Here is a 19,606-nt window from a genome sequence, read left to right on the forward strand (position 1 = left end):
GCACCTGATCGAGCAGAAGGAACCCCATGGACTTCGGAGTCGTCCTCCAGACCAACCCGCCCGCCTCGCGCACCGTCGCGCTCGCCGTCCTCGCGGAGACGCACGGCTTCGACTACGCGTGGACCTTCGACTCGCACCTGCTCTGGCAGGAGCCCTACGTGATCTACTCGCAGATCCTCGAGAGGACGCACCGGATCACGGTCGGCCCGATGGTCACCAACCCCGCCACGCGCGACTGGACGGTCATCGCCTCGCTGCACGCGACGCTCAACGAGATGTACGGGAACCGCACGGTGTGCGGGATCGGCCGCGGCGACTCCGCGGTGAGGGTGACCGGAGGAGCTCCGACGACGCTCAAGACGCTGCGGGAGTCGATCCACGTCATCCGCGAGCTCGCCAACAGCCGTCCGGTCGAGTACAACGGCCAGACGCTGCAGTTCCCGTGGAGCCGGGGCTCGTCCCTGGAGATGTGGGTGGCCGCCTACGGCCCGCTCGCCCTGAAGCTCGCGGGCGAGGTCGGCGACGGCTTCATCCTGCAGCTGGCCGACGTGGACATCGCGCGCTGGATGATCGGCGCCGTCAAGGAGGCGGCGGCGAACGCCGGCCGGGATCCCGAGTCGCTGCAGTTCTGCGTCGCGGCGCCGATGTACATCGGCACCGACCGGGAGCACATGCGCGACCAGTGCCGCTGGTTCGGCGGGATGGTCGGCAACCACGTGGCCGACATCGTGGGCCGCTACGGCGCCTCCGGAGCGGTGCCGCAGGCGCTGACGGACTACATCGCCGGGCGCGAGGGCTACGACTACAACGAGCACGGCCGCGCGGGCAACAGCCACACCGCCTTCGTGCCGGACGAGATCGTGGAGCGCTTCTGCGTGCTGGGCACGGCGGACGAGCACATCGAGAAGCTCCGGGCGCTCGCCGACATCGGCGTGACGCAGTTCGCGGGATACCTCCAGCACGACAACAAGGAGGAGACGCTGCGCGTGTACGGCGAGCGGGTCATCCCGGAGCTGCGCGAGCACATCGTGGCCCGCGCATGAGACCGGCCCTCGCGCGCGGGCTCGTGCTCGGCGCCGGCGGGCTCCTCCTGCTCGCGCTCGTGTGGGAGGGCTGGAAGGCGCTCGGGCCCGAGGCCGGGGTGGTCGTCGGAGGAGTCACGGTGCTCCCGCGCACGAGCGCCATCGCGATGCCCCACCTCTGGGAGATCGCGGCCCGGCTCGGCGAGCCGGTCACCGGAGCGCGGAACGCCCCGGCGCTCTGGTCGGCCGTCCTGGGGGCGAGCGCCTTCTCGCTCGGGATCGCCGCGGTCGGCTGGGTCGTCGGCACGGTCGTGGGGCTGCTCCTGGCTCTCCTGATGCAGCGGTTCCGCACGGCGGAGTCGGCGGTGCTGCCCTGGATCGTGCTGAGCCAGACGGTGCCCCTGATCGCGATCGCCCCACTGGTGCGGCGCTGGGGGTCGCAGCTCGAGCTCGGACCGGTGACCTGGGAGAACTGGATGTCGGTGGCCCTGATCGCCTCCTACCTCGCGTTCTTCCCCGTCTCGATCGGGGCGCTCCGCGGGCTCGGCTCGCCGACGGCCCACCAGGTCGAGCTGATGCACGTCTACGGCGTCGGCTGGTGGAAGACGCTGGTGCGCCTGAGGCTGCCGGCGAGCGTGCCCTACCTGCTGCCGGCCCTCCGGCTCGGAGCGGTCAGCGCCGTCGTCGGCACGATCGTCGCCGAGGTCTCGATCGGCCTGCGCGGCGGGATCGGCCGCATGATCATCGAGTTCGCCTCCGCTGCCGGAGGCGACCCCGCCAAGCCCTGGGCGCCGATCCTCGGGGCGGTGCTGGTGGGCCTCGCGGCCGCCGGCGCCGTCGCTCTGCTCGGCACCCTCCTCCGTCCGTACCGCCGAGGGGAGCAGCCCGCATGAGCCCTGCAGGATCCGCGGTCGTCGTCGACTCCGTCACGAGGACCTTCACCACCGCTCGCGCCGCGAGCGTCACGGCGCTCCAGGACGTCTCGCTCGAGGTGGCCGCGGGGGAGTTCGTCTCGCTGATCGGCCCGTCCGGCTGCGGCAAGTCGACGCTGCTGCGGCTGATCGCCGACCTCGACGAGCCGGACTCCGGCTCGATCGCCGTGTTCGGCAAGACGGCCCGGCAGGCGAGGCTCGACCAGGACTACGGGATCGCGTTCCAGCAGGCGGGCCTCCTGCCGTGGCGCACGATCCGGGCGAACATCGCCCTGCCGCTGGAGCTGCACGGCATCGCCGCGACCGCCCGGCGCTCGCGCGTCGACGAGCTGCTGGCGCTGGTCGGGCTCGGCGACTTCGCCGACTCCTACCCGGACCAGCTCTCCGGCGGGATGCAGCAGCGCGTCGCCATCGCGCGGGCGCTCGCCGAGAGCCCGCGTCTGCTCCTCATGGACGAGCCGTTCGGGGCGCTCGACGAGATGACCCGCGAGCGGATGCAGACGGAGCTGCTGCGGATCCGGCGCGAGACCGGCGCCGCCGTCGTCTTCGTCACCCACTCGATCCCGGAGGCGGTGTTCCTCTCGGACCGCGTCGTGGTGATGTCGCCGCGGCCGGGCAGGATCCGCGACGTCCTCCCGGTCGGACTCCCCGGAGCATCCGAGCGCGACGCGGCGGTCAGGGAGGACACGGCGTTCTTCCGCGACGTGAGCGCCGTGCGCGAGCTGCTGCACGGGGATCCCGCCGCCGTGCCGCGCGGAGTGGAGAACCGGTGAGCACGACGGCGCTGGCGCGCAGCGTGCTCGCGCCGCTCGTGCTCGGGATCGCCGCGGTCCTGCTCTGGCAGGCCGGGGTCACCGCTCTGGCGATCCAGCCGTTCGTGCTCCCGTCGCCGCTGGCGATCGGACAGGAGTTCGCCGCGAACCTCGGCTCCGTCGCCGAGGGCAGCGCGGTGACCGGCCGCAACGCGCTGGTCGGCCTGCTGGTCGGCGCGGTGCTGGCGGTCGTGGTCGCCGGACTCTCGGCGCTCGCGCGGGTCTTCGACGGACTGGTCGCGCCGATCGTGGCCGCGGCCGCCGTCGTGCCGATCGTCGCCCTCGCTCCGGTGCTCTACACGATGTTCGGAGCGAACGCCGAGACCGCGAGGCAGCTCGTCGCGGCGCTCGCCGTGTTCGTGCCGGTGTACGTGACGACGCTGCGCGGGCTGCGGCAGGCCGCTCCGGTGCACCGCGACCTGCTGAAGGCCTACGCGGCGACCCCCTGGCAGACCGCCCGCACGATCACGCTGCCGGGAGCGGTGCCCTACGTCTTCACAGGGCTGCGCATCGCCTCCTCGCTCGCGGTGATCTCGGCGCTGGTCGCCGAGTACTTCGGCGGACCCGTGGGCGGGCTCGGCAAGTCGATCACGACGGCGGCCTCGGGCAGCGACTACGCGCTCGCCTACGCCTACGTCCTGGGCGCTGTGCTCGTCGGCCTCGCGTTCTACTGCGTGACGGCCGCGCTCGAGGCGTTCGCGCTGCGCCGCAGCCGGCTGCGCTGAGCGCGGCGCCGCGCGTCCCCGCACCCTCCTCGGTCCTCCCGATTCCCGACTCCCGATTCCCGACTCCACCCGACGCACCATCCGCACCGCCCGCATCATCAGCGCCACCTGCACCACAGCACCACCTGCACCGCCGCACCACGGGGCGCGCCGCACCGGCGACCCCGCAGACCGCACCAGGAGGACCCGTGACCAGACGCACCCGCATCACCCTGACGACGACCGCCGCCTTCGCGGCCGTGGGCCTCGCGCTCACCGGCTGCAGCGCCTCCGGCGGCTCCGACCCGGGGTCGGACTCCGGCTCCGGCGGCCTCACGCCGGTCACCCTGCAGCTGCAGTGGGTGGCCCAGGCGCAGTTCGCCGGGTACTACGCCGCGCTCGACCAGGGCTACTACGAGGACGAAGGCCTCGACGTGACGATCGCCGAGGGAGGCGGCGACATCGTCCCTCAGGACGTGCTCGCCTCGGGCGACGCGGACTACGCGATCTCCTGGGTGCCCAAGGTCCTCGGCTCGATCGAGCAGGGGGCCGGGATCACCGACGTCGCGCAGATCTTCGAGCGCAGCGCCACCACGCAGATCTCCTTCAAGGACAAGGGGATCACCTCGCCCGCCGACCTCGCCGGGAAGAGCGTGGGCAGCTGGGGCTACGGCAACGAGTGGGAGCTGTTCGCCGGCATGCAGAAGGACGGCGTCTCCCTCGACGACATCTCGCTGGTGCAGCAGCAGTTCGACATGAACGGCTTCCTCGCGGGCGACATCGACGCGGCCCAGGCGATGACCTACAACGAGTACGCCCAGGTCCTGGAGACCGTGAATCCCGCCACAGGCGAGCTGTACCAGCCGGACGATCTGAACGTCATCAGCTGGAACGACGTGGGCACCGCGATGCTCCAGGACGCGATCTGGGCGGACGCGGGCAGGCTCGCCGACGACGACGCGTACGCCGAGCAGACGGTCGCCTTCATCAAGGCCTCGATCAAGGGTTGGATCTTCGCGAAGGACGATCCGCAGGCGGCGGCCGACATCGTCACCGCGGCCGGATCCACGCTCGGCACCAGCCACCAGCTCTGGATGACCAACGAGGTCAACAAGCTGATCTGGCCCTCGACGAGCGGCGTCGGGATGATCGACGAGGCCGCGTGGCAGCAGACGGTCGACATCGCGAAGGAGACGGAGAACGAGACGGGCGCGACGATCATCAGCGCGGACCCGCCCGCCACCGCCTACTCGAACGAGTACGTCGAGAAGGCGCTCGCGGAGCTCGCAGAGGAGGGAGTGGACACGAGCGGTGCCGACTACGCGCCGATCGACGTGACGCTGGAGGCCGGCGGAGCCTGAGCCCGGACTCCGCCCCTCCCGGCTCCTCCCGGCCCCTCCCGCCCCGGAGGGGGGCGGGAGGGGTAGGCTGGACCCTCGTGACTACTTTCAAGAAGACGCCGTTCACCGTGAACGTGCGCGACCTCGTGAGGCGGCCGGGCGAGATGCGCGAGCACCGCCTCGAGCTCGAGGCGCCGGAGCAGTTCGGCGAGGGGATCGTCGCGGTCCGCAAGGGATCGGCCGTCGATCTCGACGTCCGGCTCGAGTCCGTGCACGAGGGGATCCTGGCCAGTGTCGAGGTGTCGGCGAGGGCCGACGGCGAGTGCAGCCGGTGCCTGACCGACATCTCCCTGCCTGTCGATGTCGAGTTCCAGGAACTTTTCGCGTACTCTTCTGACGAAGCTTTCGACTATGAGGTTCACGACGACCACGTGGATCTTGAACCTCTGGTCAGGGATGCGGTGGTTCTGTCGCTGCCGTTCCAGCCGGTCTGCCGGCCGGACTGTCCGGGCCTCGACCCCGTCACGGGGGAGCGGCTGGCCGATTCCTCCACGCCCGAACCCGAGGCGCCGCGCGACTCCCGGTGGGCCGCGCTCGCAGGGTTGAGCGAGGGGGACGGCGGGGCCGCAGCGCCCGGAGCTTCCACCGACAGAGCTTCCGCAGACAGCGGTGAGGGCGCGACCGCCCGCACCGAATCCGACTAGAGGTAGAGAAGAGAGAATCATGGCTGTTCCCAAGAGGAAGAAGTCCCGCGCGAACACCCACGCCCGTCGTTCGCAGTGGAAGGCCGAGGTCCCCACCCTCGTCAAGACCATCGAGAACGGCAAGGTCGTCTACAGCCTTCCCCACCGCGCCAAGGTCGTCGAGGACTCCGCGGGCACCGCGCTGTTCCTCGAGTACAAGGGCCGCAAGGTCGCCGACGTCTGATCCCGCTCCTGGTCCGCACGGCGCGGGGCGCACCGCCCCTCGACGAACGGACCGCGGTCCATGGTGAACCAGACCTCCGCACGACCCTCCAGCGACGACCGGTCGCGTCTGGAGGCCACGCTCGGCGTGAGCCTCGACGGTGAGCTCTTCGAGCTCGCCCTGACGCACCGGTCGTTCGCTTTCGAGCACGGCGGCATCCCGCACAACGAGCGCCTCGAGTTCCTCGGCGACTCGATCCTCGGGCAGGCCGTGACCGTCATGCTCTACACCGAGTACCCCGCCCTCAGCGAGGGCGACCTGGCCAAGCGACGGGCGAGCCTCGTCTCGACCGTCGCGCTCGCCGAGATCGCTCGCGGCATCGGCCTGGGCGAGTTCCTCCGCCTCGGGCGCGGCGAGGAGCTGACCGGCGGCCGCGACAAGGCGTCGATCCTCGCCGACACCGTCGAGGCCATCATCGGCGCCGTCTACCTGGGCACCGGTCCCGACGCGGCCCGCGACCTGGTGCTGCGCCTGATCGCACCTCTGCGGGCCGATCCGCTCCGCTTCGGCGTCTCGATGGATCCGAAGACGAGCCTCCAGGAGGCGGCCGCCGAGCGCGGTGCGCCGGCCCCGCGCTACGAGATCGCCGCCACCGGCCCCGACCACAGCAAGGTGTTCGTCGCCACCGTGATCGTCGGCGGACTCGTCACCGCCCGCGGCGAGGGGACGAGCAAGAAGTCGGCCGAGATGGCCGCCGCGCTCGACGCGTGGACGCGTCTGGCGGCCCCCGGCGCACCCGCCGCTCCCGCGGTCTCGGACTGACCGTGCCCGAGCTGCCCGAGGTCGAGGTGGTGCGGGCGGGCCTCGCTCCCGCGGTCACCGGCTCCCTGGTGACCGGCGTCGAGATCGTCGACGAGCGCTCGCTGAAGCGGCACGTGCATCCGCATGGGACCTTCGAGCGCCTGCTCGTCGGGCGCACGCTGGAAGCGGCGGTGCGGCGAGGCAAGTTCCTCTGGCTGCCCGCGGGCCGCGACGAGGCGCTGCTGGTGCACCTCGGCATGAGCGGCCAGGTGCTGCTGCGCACGGCGGATGCGGCGCTGCCGCGGCTGGCGCGCATCCGGATCGGGATCGAGCACCCCCAGCACGGCGAGCTCGCCCTGCACTTCGTCGACCAGCGGATCTTCGGCTCGATGGCGGTCGACGCTCTGGTGCCGACCCCGGACGGAGCGCCGGGCGGCTACGCGGGCGAGGAGGTCCGCGGAGGCGGCTGGCTGCGCGCCGTGCCCTCGCAGGTCGCGCACATCGCCCGCGATCCGCTCGACCCCTCCTTCGACCTGGGCTCGGTCGTCGCCTCGCTGGCGAGGAGGAGCAGCGGGATCAAGCGGGCGCTGCTCGACCAGACGCTCGTGAGCGGCATCGGGAACATCTACGCGGACGAGTCGCTATGGGCGGCGGAGCTGCACCCGGAGCGGCCGAGCTCGTCGCTCGGCGAGGCGCGCATCCGCCGCCTCTTCGCCGAGGTGCGCTCGGTGCTCGAACGGGCGCTGGCCGAGGGCGGCACCAGCTTCGATGTGCAGTACGTGAACGTGAACGGCGCCTCCGGCTACTTCTCCCACAGCCTGCACGCCTACGGGCAGACGGGGAAGCCGTGCGCCCGGTGCGGCGAGGCGATCGTCCGGGTGCCGTTCATGAACCGCTCCTCGCACCTCTGCCCGCGCTGCCAGCAGCTGCCGCGCTGAGGCACCGGGAGGCGCCGCCTCAGGCGGCGGCGTCGGCGGGCGCCGGAGCGTACCGGGAGTGGACGACGAGCTCGCCCAGCAGCGTCGCGACGAGCGTGATGACCGCGGCGATCGCCAGGCCGAGCCAGAGTCCGACCAGCAGGGCGAGCGCGCCGACTCCGGCACCCGCGGCGATCAGGACGATCGCGGCCGCGCGGCGGAACCACGGCTGACCGGAGCCACCCGCCAGGCGGGAGTCCGCAGCGAGGCCCGTGATCGTCGAGGTGACGACGACCGTCGTGACGTCCTTGACGGCGAGGTGGCGGGCGGTCGCGGCCTGGAGGCCCATCGCCCCGCCCAGCACGCCGGTGACGGTGAAGGCGAGCGGCTCGGGGTGCTCGGGCACGACCGCGAGCACGATCGCCAGGACGCCGAGCAGGATGCCGACCACTGCGAAGAGCCAGGTCGAGCGCGAGGTCCAGCCCTTCTTCACCGGGCGGAGCACCCGGCCGCCGATCACGGCGCCGATCATGAAGGCGCCCAGCGCGATCAGGGGCCCGACCACGGGCAGGTCGGCCGCGCCGGAGAGGGCCATGCCGAGGATGACGACGTTGCCGGTCATGTTGCCGGCGAAGACGCGGTCGAGCCCGAGGTACCCGACGGCGTCGATGATGCCGGTCGAGAAGGTGAGGGCGAGCATCAGGCCGAGGGTCGCGCCCTCGGAGCGGGTGCGCAGGCGTCGGAACACGGGAGTCCTGTCGTCGGGGGCGGGTCTGGAGAATCGTGGCACACGCGTGCACATGCTCGAAACACGGCGCGGTTATGGTCGGACGGCGCGGACGGGCCGCGCGGGAGGCGGACGCGCATGCGGTGGACGGAGTGGGCGGTGCAGCCCGGTGAGGGAGTGCCGCCGGGGGTCGACTACCTGCCGGCCGAGCCGGGTTCGGTGCTGTGGGGGCGCCTGCCGTGCGCGGCGGACGCGCCCGTGCTCACCGTCGACTCGGGGGCCGAGGTCGTCATCGACACGCTCAGCCACGAGGGCGTGCTGGAGGATCAGGGCCGCGATCCGGTCGCCTTCTTCGGCCGCCACGGAGTCGCTCCGGAGGGGGTGCTGCGCGACGCGGTCACGCTCGCCGCGGACGGGCCGTTCCGCGACGGCGAGACGGACGGGCCGCACGTGGTCACGGGGCCGATCGCCGTCCGGGGAGCGCTGCCGGGGGACCTGCTCCGGATGACCCTCCTCGAGGCCGAGCCGCGCGTGCCGTACGGAGTCGTCTCGAACCGGCACGGCCGCGGGGCGCTGCCGGGCGAGTACCCGCTGCAGGAGGGGCCGTTCAGCGTCTTCGCGCGCGTCGACGAGGACGCGCAGGGCGGTCTCCGCGGCGTGATCCCGCTGGTGCCGGGAGGAGAGCGGGCCGCCCGGTTCCCGCTCCGGCCGTTCCTCGGGATCATGGGCGTCGCCGTCGCAGGGGAGGAGCGCCCGCACTCCGTGCCGCCCGGTGCGCACGGGGGCAACATCGACATCGCACTGCTGACCGCCGGAACCAGCCTCTACCTTCCCGTGCAGGTCCCGGGCGCGCTCGCGTACGTCGGCGATCCCCACTTCGCGCAGGGCGACGGCGAGGTGGCGCTGACGGCGATGGAGGCGAGCCTGCGCGTCCGGGTGCGCCTGGAGGTCGTCCCGCGCGCCGAGGCGATCGCGGCGTTCGGGGAGCTGCTCGGGCCGATGGGGGAGACCGGCGAGTTCCTCGTGCCCACCGGGATGGACGAGGACCTGGACGTCGCCGTGCAGAAGTGTGTCCGCGCGGCCATCGCGCTGCTCGCGGCCCGCTACGGGATGGACCCGGCTCACGCCTACGCCTACCTCAGCGCGGCGACCGACTTCGACATCTCGCAGGTCGTCGACCTGGTGAAGGGCGTGCACGCCCGCGTCCGGACGGCCGACTTCGATGACTGACCCGCGGGTGACGACGCTCGAGGGCGACCTGCCGGACGGGCTGGTGGACGCGGTCCTGGCGTACGAGGCGGCGCTCGGGGCTGACGACGTCGCGGCGCTCGCCGACGCGTTCGTGGACGCGCCGACGACGCTCCGGGGCGACGCCTCCGGACTGCTCGTCGGCCACGCGGTCATCACCGGCTTCCGGGGTCGTCGCGGCGGGGCGCCGGTGCGGGAGCTGGTCGAGCTGCACGTGCGGGCGGTCGATGCGGACACGGCGCTCGTGGTCAGCGTGAACGCTCCGGCCCGTGGCGGGCGCGGGCTCGTCACGCAGCTGTGGTCGCGGGAGGGCGGGACCTGGCGGGTGCGCGCCGCGCAGGTGCAGGCGCCCTCGCCCGCGCTGGACCCCCGCGTCTGGCGGGCCGTCGGCGCGCCGCTCGTGCCGGCCGCCGGCTCCGGGACCCTCGACGGACTGGACGTCGCAGTCAAGGACCTCTTCGCGATCGAGGGCCAGCGGATCGGCGCGGGAGTGCCGGCCCGCCTCGCCTCCGCGCCGATCGAGGCGGCGACCGCTCCGGCCGTCGCGCAGCTGCTCGCAGCGGGAGCGTCGGTGCGCGGGATCGCTCAGACCGACGAGTTCGCGTACAGCATCGCCGGCCGGAACTCCGGCTACGGGACGCCGCCCAATCCGGCCGTGCCCGGAGCGATCCCGGGCGGATCGTCGAGCGGACCGGCGACTGCCGTGTCGCTCGGGCAGGCCGCCGTCGGGCTGGCGACCGACACCGCGGGATCGATCAGGGTACCCGCCTCCTACCAGGGCCTGTGGGGGCTGAGGACGACCCACGGTGCAGTGCCCGTCGAGGGGCTGCTGCCGCTGGCGCCGAGCTTCGACACCGTCGGGTGGCTGACGCGGGACCTCGGCACGCTGAGGCGGGTGGCCGAGGTCTGCCTGCCGTCCGGCCCGCCGGTCCGGAGTCTCGCGGTGGCGCCGGCACTGCTGGGCGGAGTGGACGCGGCCGTTCGGGCGGCGTTCCGATCGGCGGTCGGGAGGATGAGCGCCGACGAGGTCGAGCTGCCGCCCGTGGCGGAGATGCTCGAGGCGTTCCGGCTCGTGCAGGCGGCGGAGGCGTGGCGGTCGAGCGGCTCGTGGGTCGCGGCGCATCCGGGAGTGCTGGCGGCGGACGTCCAGGCGCGCTTCGATGCGGCCTCGCTCGTCGACGAGCAGACGGAGGCGGACGCGCGGGCGCGGGTCGCGGGGTTCCGGGAGGCGCTCGACCGCGCGCTCGAGGGGCGGGTGCTCCTCCTGCCGTCGACGTCGTCGGTGGCGCCGGCCCTCGATGCGTCGGCCGAGGCGATCGACGCGGCGCGGACGGCGACGCTCGGCCTGACCTGCGTCGCCGGGATCGGCGGGTATCCGGCGCTGTCGGTGCCGCGATCGAGTGTCGGCGGCGCTCCGGTGGGGCTCTGCCTGGTCGGGCCACGCGGATCGGACCTCGCGCTCCTGGAGCTGGCCGGCGCGCTCTGAGGGCGCGCTCCGAGTGCGGGTGGGGGGCATCCCGCGCCCGCAGGAGCGCAGCATGTCCCGCGGTCAGAACGGCGGCGGCGCATCGCTGAAGCTCGGCCTGCGCGGTGGCCGCGGTGGCGCGGGCGGATCGGGGGGACGGGTGACCACGCGGCGGCCGGTGGGAGTGGTCCAGTCGGCCGATCCGTCGGGGTGGAGCGTGTAGGTCCAGCGGTCGCCGTGGCGGACGTGGTGGTGGGCGACGCAGAGCGACGCCAGGTTGTCGAGGGCGGTGGCGCCTCCGTGACGCCACTCGAGCGTGTGGTCGGCCTCGGCGGTCGCCGCGGGCCGGGTGCAGCCGGGGAAGCGGCATGTGCGGTCGCGCAGCTGGAGGGCGAGGCGCATCCGCGGGGGAGGGAGGCGGTGCGTGCGTCCGACGGAGACCACGGCGCCCGTGCTCGGATGGATGAGCACCGGGGTGACGGCCGAGCAGGGTCCGAGGAGCTCGCGCGCGACGCCGGCCGGGACGAGGCCGTAGCCGTCCAGTTCCGCGGGGGTCTCGTCCTGCGCGGCCGCGGTGCTCGCGCCGAGGGTCAGACGCACCTCGGCCCGGATGCCGCGAGCGGACGTGCGCGGACGCTCGTCGCCCGGCGCCGTGCCGGACACGTCGCCGTCGCAGAGCAGGTCCACCAGGGCGTCGGCCCGCAGCTGCGCGAGCGTGCGCTCCTCCGCTGCACCGCTCCCGTCGCGGAGGGTCCGGGCGATCCGGTCGAGCCGCGCGAGCGCATCGAGCGCGGCCGGAGCGGGGAGGGTCGCACAGAGCGTGGCCATACCGTCCTGCTCGGGCGAGACCCGGACCGACCGGTCCTCCCGAGCGCGGGCGTGCCGGTCGGCCAGAGGACGCTCGTGGAGCTCGTCCCGCAGTCGGGCGAGGCGTCGCCGCAGCTGGGTCGGCGTCCTCGAGGCGGCCAGTCCCGCGGCGCGCTCGTCGAACTCCGGGAGGGACGCCGGCGGCAGGGTCGCGGCGACTCCGCAGATGATCTGCCCCGCCTCCCAGCGCAGCCGCGCCTCGGCCAGCGCGGCGCGCGTGCACGGGAGGTGCTCGACCAGCAGGCGGGCGTGCTCGAGCTCCCGGGCGGCCACGCGCTCGGACACGGCCAGCGCTACGGCGAGCTCGGCCCGCACCGAGCGCTCCACGAGGTCGCGCGACTCGCTGGGTGACCCGCCGCGAGCGAACGCCTCGGGGCGGCGGAGCGCGGCCCTGTACGCCTCGTGCAGCGCCTCGGCGGAGGCGAGGTGGAGCGGAGCCGCGGAGCGGGCGAGCAGCGCCGCACGGTCGCCGAGGGCGCGGACCTCCTCGAGTCCCTGCCGCATCCCATCCGCCATACTCGTATTGAACCAGCGACCACCGACACGCGGGCAGCAGAGGCGTCCGATCAGGAGAATCAGACCCTGAGCCGCCCCTGTGGAGGAGCGCTGCGCCGCCGGAGGGGTGCCGAGACCCCGACACGGCTCAGGAGGGTCCGCGGAGGACCGACGTCAGCGTGAGCAGGATCACGACGACGCCGACGACGACGAAGAGGGCGCCTCCCGCGGCCATCACGACGGGCGACTGCGTTCTCGGCCCGACCCTCTGCCCCCGCCTGCGCAGCAGATCACGGGCCCGCGCGGAGATCCACTCGCGCCGGCCGATGAACACCGCTCCGAAGACGATCGCGATCGGCGCCCAGACGAGAGCGACGATCTGGTCCTCGGTCACCGGCCGGTGACCGTTCGGTGCGGCGCTGTCCTCATGCCGACCAGTGTCCCGCGGACCTCCCGGGTGACCCGCCGCACCTCGCGAAACACCGGCGAAACGTCCGTCGCATAGGCTCTCCGGGTGAAACGACTGTTTCTCTCCCGCTCGTGAAGAGGTGGCCCATGACCGCGCCCGCACCGTTCCTCCCCGTCGATCCGCCGCCGCGCCTGCTGATGGGGCCGGGCCCGATCAACGCGGATCCGCGCGTCCTGCGTGCGATGTCGGCGCAGCTGGTCGGGCAGTACGACCCGTTCATGACGGCGACGATGACGGAGACGCAGGAGCTGTACCGGCAGGTGTTCCGCACCCGCAACGAGAAGACGATGCTCGTCGACGGCACGAGCCGTGCGGGCATCGAGGCGGCGCTGGTCTCGATGCTGGAGCCGGGCGACCGCGTGCTCGTGCCGGTCTTCGGGCGGTTCGGGCACCTCCTCCGGGAGATCGCGGAGCGCTGCGGCGCGGAGGTGCACGTGATCGAGGCCGAGTGGGGGCAGGTCTTCCCCGTCTCGGCGATCGCCGAGGCCCTGGCCCGGGTGAAGCCGAAGATGCTGGCCGTGGTCCACGGCGACACATCGACCACCATGGCGCAGCCGCTGGAAGAGCTCGGCGCCCTCTGCGAGAAGCACGGCGCCCTCTTCTACACCGACGTCACCGCCTCCCTCGCGGGCAACGCCTTCGCGACCGACGAGCTCGGGCTCGACGCGGTCACCGCGGGGCTCCAGAAGTGCCTGGGCGGCCCGTCCGGATCGGCTCCCGTCACCTTCTCGGAGAAGGCCGTCGCGGTGATCGAGTCGCGCAGGAGCATCGAGGCGGGGATCCGCGACGAGGGCGACACTGTCAGCGCCCGCCGCGTCCGCTCCAACTACTTCGACCTCGGGATGGTCTTCGACTACTGGGGGCCGCGCCGCCTCAACCACCACACCGAGGCGACCACGATGCTCTACGGCGCGCGCGAGTGCGCCCGCATCGTCGTCGAGGAGGGCCTGGACGAGACGGTCGCCCGCCACGCGCTGCACGGGTCGGCGATGCTCGCCGGAGTCCGCGGCCTCGATCTCGAGGTGTTCGGCGACGTCGGGCACAAGATGACGAACGTCGTCGCGGTGCGCATTCCGCAGGGCGTGAACGGGGACGCGGTGCGCGGGGAGATGCTCGCCGACTTCGGCATCGAGATCGGCACGTCCTTCGGGCCGCTGCACGGGAAGGTCTGGCGCATCGGCACGATGGGCTACAACGCCCGGACGGACGCGGTGCTGACCACCCTGGCGGCGCTGGAGGCGGTGCTGCGCCGCGCGGGCGCCTCCGTGCCGGTGGGCGGCGGAGTCGCGGGGGCCTACGAGGTCTACGGGGCGGCACGCGCATGACCGGCACGACCGCGGACCCCACGACCGCGCCGCGATCATGGCCCGCTGCGACGAGCTCGCCGCGGTCTCCTCCAGCCGCGACGGCATCGAGCGGGTCTACCTCTCGCCCGAGCACGCCCGGGTGAACGCGATGGCCGCGCGCTGGATGACCGAGGCGGGCATGCGCACCTGGCAGGACGCGGCCGGCAACCAGTGCGGCCGCTACGAGGGCGCGACTCCGGGACTCCCGGCGCTCCTGCTCGGCTCGCACCTCGACACGGTGCCCGACGCGGGCCGCTACGACGGGATCCTCGGCGTGATGCTCGCGATCGCCGTGGTGTCGCGCCTGCACGGGGCGGGCCGGCGCCTGCCGTTCGCCGTCGAGGTCGTCGCGTTCGGCGACGAGGAGGGCACCCGCTTCGGCACAGCGCTCCTCGGCTCCCGCGCCCTCGCCGGCACCTGGGACGAGCACTGGTGGGAGCTCGAGGACGCCGACGGGACGACGCTCGTCGAGGCGTTCCACGAGTTCGGGCTGGACCCCTCGCGCATCCGCACCGCCGCGCGCGACGCGCAGGACGTCCTCGCCTACCTCGAGGCGCACATCGAGCAGGGCCCCTACCTGGAGGAGGCGGACCGCGCCCTCGCCGTGGTCTCCTCGATCGCGGGCGCCCGCCGCTTCGCACTCACCCTCACCGGCAAGGCCGGGCACGCGGGCGGGGTCCCGCTCGACCGCCGCCGCGACGCGCTCACCGGGGCGGCCGAGGCCGTGCTCGCGGTGGAGCGCATCGCGCGGGAGCAGGGCGTGATCGCCACGGTCGGCCGGCTCGAGACCTTACCGGGCGCGGTCAACGTCATCCCCGGCCGGGTCGAGTTCAGCCTCGACCTCCGCGCCGAGACCGACGCCCAGCGCGACGCGGCGTGGGACGCCATCGAGCACGCGATGTCGGAGTCGGCGTCGCGCCGCCGTCTCGCGCTGACGGTGGAGGAGACCCATTCGGCCCCCGCGGTCGTCGCCTCCTCTCGGCTGCAGGACGTCGTGCGCGCGGGCATCCGCGCGACCGGGGACGCGGAGCCGATGGTGCTGTTCTCCAAGGCCGGCCACGACGCGATGGCGGTCGCCGACCTCGCCGAGTACGCGATGCTCTTCCTCCGCTGCGAGGGCGGCGTCAGCCACCACCCGGACGAGAACGTGACCGAGGCCGACGTCGCGACCGCGCTCGACGCGTTCGAGGCGGCCGTGCTGGCGCTCGCCGACGGGACGCCGACCGCGTGACCCCCGCCCCGGCCCCTTCGACGAGCATCGGTCACCGCATCGATGCCGGCTACGCCGCGCTGTCGCGGCAGGAGCAGCGGGCGGCCGACTTCATCCTCGACCACCTCGGCGACCTGGCCGTCTACACGGCGACCGAGCTCGCCCAGCACAGCGGAGTGTCCAAGGCCACGGTCTCGCGGCTGTTCCGCCGCCTGGGGTTCTCGAACTCGCAGGAGGTGCGCGAGCACGCCCGGGCGCTGCGGTCCTCCGGTGTGCCGGTCGGTCCCGCGCAGGGACAGGGGGATCCGCTCGCCGCGCACCTCGAGAGCGAGCGGGCGAACCTGGCCCGGCTGGCCGCCGCGTTCGGCGACGGGCGGCTGGGAGAGGCGGTGCGGCTGATCGCGGGAGCACGCGAGGTCGTCGTGATCGGACTGCGCAACAGCTACCCGGTGGCGCTGCACCTGCGCCAGCAGCTCGCGCAGGCGCGCGGACGCGTCGGGATCGCCCCGCAGCCCGGCCAGTCGCTCGGTGAGGAGCTCGAGGGGCTCGGAGCCGAGGACGTCGTGGTGCTGGTCGGCTTCCGCCGCCGCCCCGCCTCCTTCGCCGCCCTGATCGGGACGCTCGCCGCGCGCGAGGTGCCCGTGGTGCTCCTCGCGGATCCGCCCGCCCGGCGCTACGCGGAGCACGCGGCGGTCTGGCTGGAGTGCCCGGTCGACAGCGGCACGGCGCTGGACAGCTACGCGGCGGCGATGAGCGCGGTCGCGCTCGTGGCGTCCGGAGTGCTCGGCGCGTCCCCGAGGGAGTCGCGCGAGCGGATCGCCGGGATCAGCACGGCCTACGCGGAGCTCGCCGAGCTGGAGGACCGGCCGTGAGCGAGGCGGCGGAGCTGATCCGCGCGCACGCCAAGGACCCCGTCGGGCAGGCCGACCCGACTCCGGCCCTCGGTCGGGCCGAGCTGATCACCCCCACCTGCGGCGACCGGATCGAGCTGCGCGTCGACGGCGGCGCGGAGCAGGTGCGCCTCGCCTGGAGCGGGCGGGGGTGCGAGGTCTCGCGGGGATCCGCGTCGCTGCTCGCGGACGGTCTCGACGGGCTGCCGGCGTCGGACATGCGGGAGCGGATCGACGCGTTCCTCGCGGCGATGGCGCACCGGGAGGGTGCACTCGCAGGCGAGGAGCAGGCGCTGCTCGCGGTGGCGGGCAACCCCGTCCGCTCCGTCTGCGCGACGCTGGCCTGGCGGGCGCTGGCCGCCGCCCTCGACGACGCGGGCCTGGCGTGAACCGCTCAGTCCGGCCCGTCGCGGTCGGCTCCCGACCACAGATCGCCGCACTCCACCCCGCGCGCGCCCCTCGCGCGGAGCAGGTCGCGCGCGCCGGAGTCGCCGTGCACGCCCTCGAGGAGCTCCGGCCAGTGGTCCCGTCCCAGCAGCACCGGATGACCGGGCCGACCGCGGAAGACCGCGCGGGCGAGCACGTCCGGCGCGACCGGCGCCTCCGCGAGCAGCCGGGCCCCCACGCTCGGCGGCTCCTCGGGCAGGTCGACCAGGGCGACCAGCGCGGCGACGCCCTCGGCCGCGGTGAGACCCGCGCGGAGCGACGCCGAGAGGCCGCTCTCCCACTCCGCCGCGACGACCACGTCCGCGGACGGCGGCACCAGGAGGCGCGCCCGTCCGGCCTCCGCGCCCAGGACCACGAGCACCCGCTCGCAGCCCACCGCGCGGAGCCTCTCGACGGCCCGCTCCACCCAGGGAACTCCCGCCGCGTCGCACCGCAGCGCCTTCGGGCCGCCCGCCCGGCGCCCCGCACCCGCCGCGAGCACCAGCCCGACGAGGTCCCGACTCCCGACCAGATCCATCCGACCATCGTGCCGCAGGCCGAGCCCCTGCTCCGCCGGACGAAGGAGACCGCATGACCGACACCCGATCCGAGACCGCCCGCGACGTGCTGCTCGCGTGCCTCGCCGTCCCCCGCTGGGCCGACGAGGTCGCCTCCGGCGCGCCCTACCCGTCGGCCGACGCGCTCGCCGACGCGGCCGAGCGGGCCGCGCGCACGCTCACCGAGGAGGAGGTGGAGGCGGCGCTGGCCGACCACCCCCGGATCGGCGAGCGGCACGCGGGCGCGGGGCGCTCCTCCGCGTTCTCGGCCGCGGAGCAGGCGGCGAGCCGCACGGGCGACGAGGAGCTGACCCGGCGGCTGCTGGCCGGCAACCGCGCCTACGAGGAGCGGTTCGGGCGCGTGTTCCTCCTCCGCGCGGCCGGCCGCGACCGGGCCGAGGTCGTCGCGGAGCTGGAGCGGAGGCTCGGGCTCGACGACGAGACGGAGGCCCGCATCGTCGCGGAGCAGCTGCGGGAGATCACGGTGCTGCGCGTCCGCGGCCTCGACGACGGGCGCCTCGTCCGGGCGGAGGCCGCACGATGAGCGGGCACGCCAGCCGCGTCACCACCCACGTGCTCGACGCCGTCCGCGGCCGCCCCGCGCGCGGGGTCCCGGTGGCTCTCGACGCCCGTGTCGGCTCCGGCTGGGAGCGCCTCGCCGAGGCCCGCACCGACGACGACGGCCGCGTGGCGGCCTTCGGGCCGGAGCGCCTGGCCGCCGGGGTGCACCGGGTCGTCTTCGACACCGGCGCCTGGTTCGCCGCCTCGGGCACCGAGTCGTTCTACCCCGAGGTCGTCGTCGCCTTCCGCCTCGACGACGAGGAGGCGCACTTCCACATCCCGCTCCTGCTCAGTCCCTTCGCCTACTCGACCTACCGGGGCAGCTGATGCAGCTGCAGGACGTCCTCGACGCGCCGCAGCTGCGGCTGCGCGTGCTGGTCGCCGGCGACGGGGCGCTCGCGCGGCCGGTCGACGGCATCTTCACGACCGATCTTCTCGATCCGCGCCGCTACATCTCGCGCGACCAGCTGGTGCTGACCGGTCTGGTCTGGCGTCGGGACGCCCAGGACAGCGCGGCCTTCGTCGCCGCGGTCGCGGACTCGGGTGCCAGCGCTCTGCTCGCCGGCGAGGGGCTGCTGGGCTTCGTTCCGGACGACCTCGTCGTCGCCTGCCGCGAGCACGACGTCCCGCTGATCGCCGTGCCGGCCGATGTGTCGTTCGGCGCGATCACGGCGCACCTGTCGAACGCTCTCGCCGGCGACCGCGTGGCCCGGCTGACGGCCGCCCTCGCCCGCCAGCGGGAGCTGCTGACGGAGGTCTACCGGGGGCAGCAGCTCGACGAGCTCGTCACGCGCACCTCGCGCGAGCTCGGACTCCCCGTGTCGGTGCTGACCGCCACCGGCCGGACCGCGGCCTCCGCCTCGCCCCTGGGGCTGGGGGAGATCGAGCGGGTCGTGCACGCGGCGCTCACGGCCCGGCGCAGCCCGGTCGTGGTCGCGGACGCCCGCGGCGGCGCCCTGTCGGTCCTCACCGTCGCCGGAGCGGGCGAGCACCGCGCCACCTCCTGGCTGGTCGTCGTCGGGGGAGACTGGAACGACTGGCCCGCCGCGGTACTCGACGCCGTGACGGAGCTCGCCGGAGTCGTGGGGGTCTACCGGCTGCAGCGGGAGGCGGCGCTCTCGGCCGACTCCGCTCTCGCCGACCGCCTGCTCGAGCTCGTGGAGGAGGACAGCGAGCAGCCCGAGGCCGCGGTGTACCTGCGGCAGCTCGGACTCGGCGGCGCCGGGCGGTGCGCCGTGGTCGCCGCCGAGTTCGAGGGCGACGCGCCCCCGGACCTGGCGCGCCGTGTCCTGGTCGACGCCGCCGCGCACCTGGGCCGCGCCGTGGTCGGACGCGACGCCGAGGGCTGCGCGGTGGCTGTGCTGCCCACCGAGGCGACCGATGCGATCCCCACCGGCGCGGATCCGCTCGCCGTCGTCACCTCGGCGCTGCGACGAGCGGGAGCCGCGTGGCCGGGCGCCGTGCTGCGCGTCGGGACGAGCGCCGCGACTCCGCTGCCCGCGCTCGGCGGCGCCCTCCGCTCGGCACGCTACGGGATGCTGCTGCCGGGCTCTCCGGGCGACGACGCTCCGGTGCGGGTCAGCGACTCCGGGGAGGTCACCTCCGCCGTGCAGCTGCTGAGCGCGGTCCCCGACCACCTGCGCTCAGTGTTCGTCGAGCTGGTGCTCGGGCGGCTCGTCGAGCACGACGCGCGCTACGGCTCGCAGCTGGTCGCCACGCTCGCGGCGTTCCTCGACTGCGGCGGCTCGTGGGTGCGCACGGCGGAGCAGACGCACCTGCACCTGAACACGGTGCGGTACCGCATCGCGAGGGTGGAGGAGCTGACGCAGCGCGACCTGTCGGACACCGCGGACCGCGCCGACCTGTTCCTGGCGCTGCGCCTGCGCTGACGGCCGGGTGCGCGCGGTCCGC

22 protein-coding genes are annotated in these 19,606 nt (G+C 74.2%); 18 read left to right on the forward strand and 4 right to left on the reverse strand.

The genetic code is table 11. The features are described 5' to 3' along the window. The first annotated feature begins 26 nt into the window (after window positions 1-26). The 9 genes from C5B95_RS02010 (at window position 27) to mutM (ending at window position 7,455) form a co-directional block, all read left to right on the forward strand. A complete protein-coding gene (locus C5B95_RS02010; protein ID WP_104238194.1) occupies window positions 27-1,043 on the forward strand; it encodes a TIGR03842 family LLM class F420-dependent oxidoreductase in 1,017 nt (338 codons plus the stop codon). After that, window positions 1,040-1,915 carry an ABC transporter permease gene (locus C5B95_RS02015; protein WP_104223479.1) on the forward strand — a complete coding sequence of 292 codons (876 nt, stop codon included), beginning with the start codon at window positions 1,040-1,042 and terminating at the stop codon, window positions 1,913-1,915. Before C5B95_RS02010 ends, C5B95_RS02015 begins: the two co-directional genes overlap by 4 nt. Next, window positions 1,912-2,727, forward strand: coding sequence for an ABC transporter ATP-binding protein (locus C5B95_RS02020; RefSeq protein WP_104273344.1), 816 nt, complete (start codon window positions 1,912-1,914; stop codon window positions 2,725-2,727). The genes C5B95_RS02015 and C5B95_RS02020 overlap by 4 nt, the downstream gene beginning before the upstream one ends. Beyond that, on the forward strand, window positions 2,724-3,491 hold the full coding sequence (locus C5B95_RS02025; protein WP_104226660.1) for an ABC transporter permease: 768 nt from the start codon (window positions 2,724-2,726) through the stop codon (window positions 3,489-3,491). Before C5B95_RS02020 ends, C5B95_RS02025 begins: the two co-directional genes overlap by 4 nt. A 188-nt stretch (window positions 3,492-3,679) precedes the next feature. Beyond that, complete coding sequence (locus C5B95_RS02030) at window positions 3,680-4,831, forward strand: ABC transporter substrate-binding protein (RefSeq protein WP_258059735.1); 1,152 nt, start codon at window positions 3,680-3,682, stop codon at window positions 4,829-4,831. 143 nt (window positions 4,832-4,974) lie between these two features. Beyond that, the gene (locus C5B95_RS02035; RefSeq protein ID WP_104226701.1) at window positions 4,975-5,514 is read left to right on the forward strand and encodes a DUF177 domain-containing protein; all 540 of its coding nucleotides are present in this window, start codon (window positions 4,975-4,977) and stop codon (window positions 5,512-5,514) included. A 19-nt stretch (window positions 5,515-5,533) separates the two neighbouring features. After that, window positions 5,534-5,737: a 50S ribosomal protein L32 gene (gene rpmF, locus C5B95_RS02040; RefSeq protein ID WP_104223482.1), complete on the forward strand. Its 204-nt coding sequence runs from the start codon at window positions 5,534-5,536 to the stop codon at window positions 5,735-5,737. 60 nt (window positions 5,738-5,797) lie between these two features. Beyond that, the gene (gene rnc / locus C5B95_RS02045) at window positions 5,798-6,538 is read left to right on the forward strand and encodes a ribonuclease III (RefSeq protein WP_104348353.1); all 741 of its coding nucleotides are present in this window, start codon (window positions 5,798-5,800) and stop codon (window positions 6,536-6,538) included. 2 nt (window positions 6,539-6,540) lie between these two features. Beyond that, window positions 6,541-7,455 (forward strand): bifunctional DNA-formamidopyrimidine glycosylase/DNA-(apurinic or apyrimidinic site) lyase, encoded by a 915-nt coding sequence (mutM, locus tag C5B95_RS02050; protein ID WP_104348379.1) that lies wholly within the window; start codon window positions 6,541-6,543, stop codon window positions 7,453-7,455. Window positions 7,456-7,474: 19 nt separating this feature from the next. Here mutM and C5B95_RS02055 read toward each other — a convergent pair whose 3' ends face one another. Then, window positions 7,475-8,182 carry a YoaK family protein gene (locus tag C5B95_RS02055; RefSeq protein WP_308470741.1) on the reverse strand — a complete coding sequence of 236 codons (708 nt, stop codon included), beginning with the start codon at window positions 8,180-8,182 and terminating at the stop codon, window positions 7,475-7,477. A 117-nt stretch (window positions 8,183-8,299) separates the two neighbouring features. Between C5B95_RS02055 and C5B95_RS02060 the strand changes: the two genes are divergently transcribed. Further along, the gene (locus C5B95_RS02060; RefSeq protein ID WP_104348354.1) at window positions 8,300-9,391 is read left to right on the forward strand and encodes an acetamidase/formamidase family protein; all 1,092 of its coding nucleotides are present in this window, start codon (window positions 8,300-8,302) and stop codon (window positions 9,389-9,391) included. Further along, the gene (locus tag C5B95_RS02065; RefSeq protein ID WP_104348355.1) at window positions 9,384-10,895 is read left to right on the forward strand and encodes an AtzH-like domain-containing protein; all 1,512 of its coding nucleotides are present in this window, start codon (window positions 9,384-9,386) and stop codon (window positions 10,893-10,895) included. The genes C5B95_RS02060 and C5B95_RS02065 overlap by 8 nt, the downstream gene beginning before the upstream one ends. A gap of 63 nt (window positions 10,896-10,958) precedes the next feature. Here the strand turns inward: C5B95_RS02065 and C5B95_RS02070 are convergent, their stop codons facing one another. Both C5B95_RS02070 and C5B95_RS02075 read right to left on the reverse strand, forming a co-directional pair. After that, window positions 10,959-12,245 carry an HNH endonuclease signature motif containing protein gene (locus C5B95_RS02070; RefSeq protein WP_104348356.1) on the reverse strand — a complete coding sequence of 429 codons (1,287 nt, stop codon included), beginning with the start codon at window positions 12,243-12,245 and terminating at the stop codon, window positions 10,959-10,961. Window positions 12,246-12,384: 139 nt separating this feature from the next. Next, window positions 12,385-12,630, reverse strand: coding sequence for a hypothetical protein (locus C5B95_RS02075; protein WP_104348357.1), 246 nt, complete (start codon window positions 12,628-12,630; stop codon window positions 12,385-12,387). Between the two features lie 161 nt (window positions 12,631-12,791). On the opposite strand from C5B95_RS02075, the gene C5B95_RS02080 reads away from it, so the two are divergent. Genes C5B95_RS02080 through C5B95_RS02095 form a run of 4 tightly spaced genes read left to right on the forward strand, consistent with a single transcriptional unit; the run spans window position 12,792 to window position 16,540 of the window. Further along, window positions 12,792-14,030 carry an alanine--glyoxylate aminotransferase family protein gene (locus tag C5B95_RS02080; protein ID WP_244230632.1) on the forward strand — a complete coding sequence of 413 codons (1,239 nt, stop codon included), beginning with the start codon at window positions 12,792-12,794 and terminating at the stop codon, window positions 14,028-14,030. Window positions 14,031-14,067: 37 nt separating this feature from the next. Next, on the forward strand, window positions 14,068-15,282 hold the full coding sequence (locus C5B95_RS02085) for an allantoate amidohydrolase (RefSeq protein ID WP_104348358.1): 1,215 nt from the start codon (window positions 14,068-14,070) through the stop codon (window positions 15,280-15,282). Beyond that, window positions 15,279-16,133 carry a MurR/RpiR family transcriptional regulator gene (locus tag C5B95_RS02090; protein ID WP_219813799.1) on the forward strand — a complete coding sequence of 285 codons (855 nt, stop codon included), beginning with the start codon at window positions 15,279-15,281 and terminating at the stop codon, window positions 16,131-16,133. Before C5B95_RS02085 ends, C5B95_RS02090 begins: the two co-directional genes overlap by 4 nt. Continuing rightward, window positions 16,130-16,540: an iron-sulfur cluster assembly scaffold protein gene (locus tag C5B95_RS02095; protein WP_104223491.1), complete on the forward strand. Its 411-nt coding sequence runs from the start codon at window positions 16,130-16,132 to the stop codon at window positions 16,538-16,540. The genes C5B95_RS02090 and C5B95_RS02095 overlap by 4 nt, the downstream gene beginning before the upstream one ends. Window positions 16,541-16,545: 5 nt before the next feature. Here the strand turns inward: C5B95_RS02095 and C5B95_RS02100 are convergent, their stop codons facing one another. Continuing rightward, window positions 16,546-17,115: an NTP transferase domain-containing protein gene (locus tag C5B95_RS02100; RefSeq protein WP_104348359.1), complete on the reverse strand. Its 570-nt coding sequence runs from the start codon at window positions 17,113-17,115 to the stop codon at window positions 16,546-16,548. A 53-nt stretch (window positions 17,116-17,168) separates the two neighbouring features. Between C5B95_RS02100 and uraD the strand changes: the two genes are divergently transcribed. From uraD to C5B95_RS02115, 3 genes are read left to right on the forward strand one after another with little or no spacing between them, the layout of a single operon-like run. After that, entirely contained in the window at window positions 17,169-17,678 is a 510-nt protein-coding gene (uraD, locus tag C5B95_RS02105; protein ID WP_104234584.1) for a 2-oxo-4-hydroxy-4-carboxy-5-ureidoimidazoline decarboxylase, read from the forward strand. Continuing rightward, on the forward strand, window positions 17,675-18,022 hold the full coding sequence (uraH, locus tag C5B95_RS02110; RefSeq protein ID WP_104223494.1) for a hydroxyisourate hydrolase: 348 nt from the start codon (window positions 17,675-17,677) through the stop codon (window positions 18,020-18,022). Before uraD ends, uraH begins: the two co-directional genes overlap by 4 nt. Continuing rightward, window positions 18,022-19,584: a PucR family transcriptional regulator gene (locus tag C5B95_RS02115; protein WP_104257342.1), complete on the forward strand. Its 1,563-nt coding sequence runs from the start codon at window positions 18,022-18,024 to the stop codon at window positions 19,582-19,584. Before uraH ends, C5B95_RS02115 begins: the two co-directional genes overlap by 1 nt. Window positions 19,585-19,606 lie beyond the last annotated feature (22 nt).

The sequence above is a fragment of the Rathayibacter sp. AY1A7 genome, from assembly GCF_002930845.1.
GTDB lineage: Bacteria > Actinomycetota > Actinomycetes > Actinomycetales > Microbacteriaceae > Rathayibacter.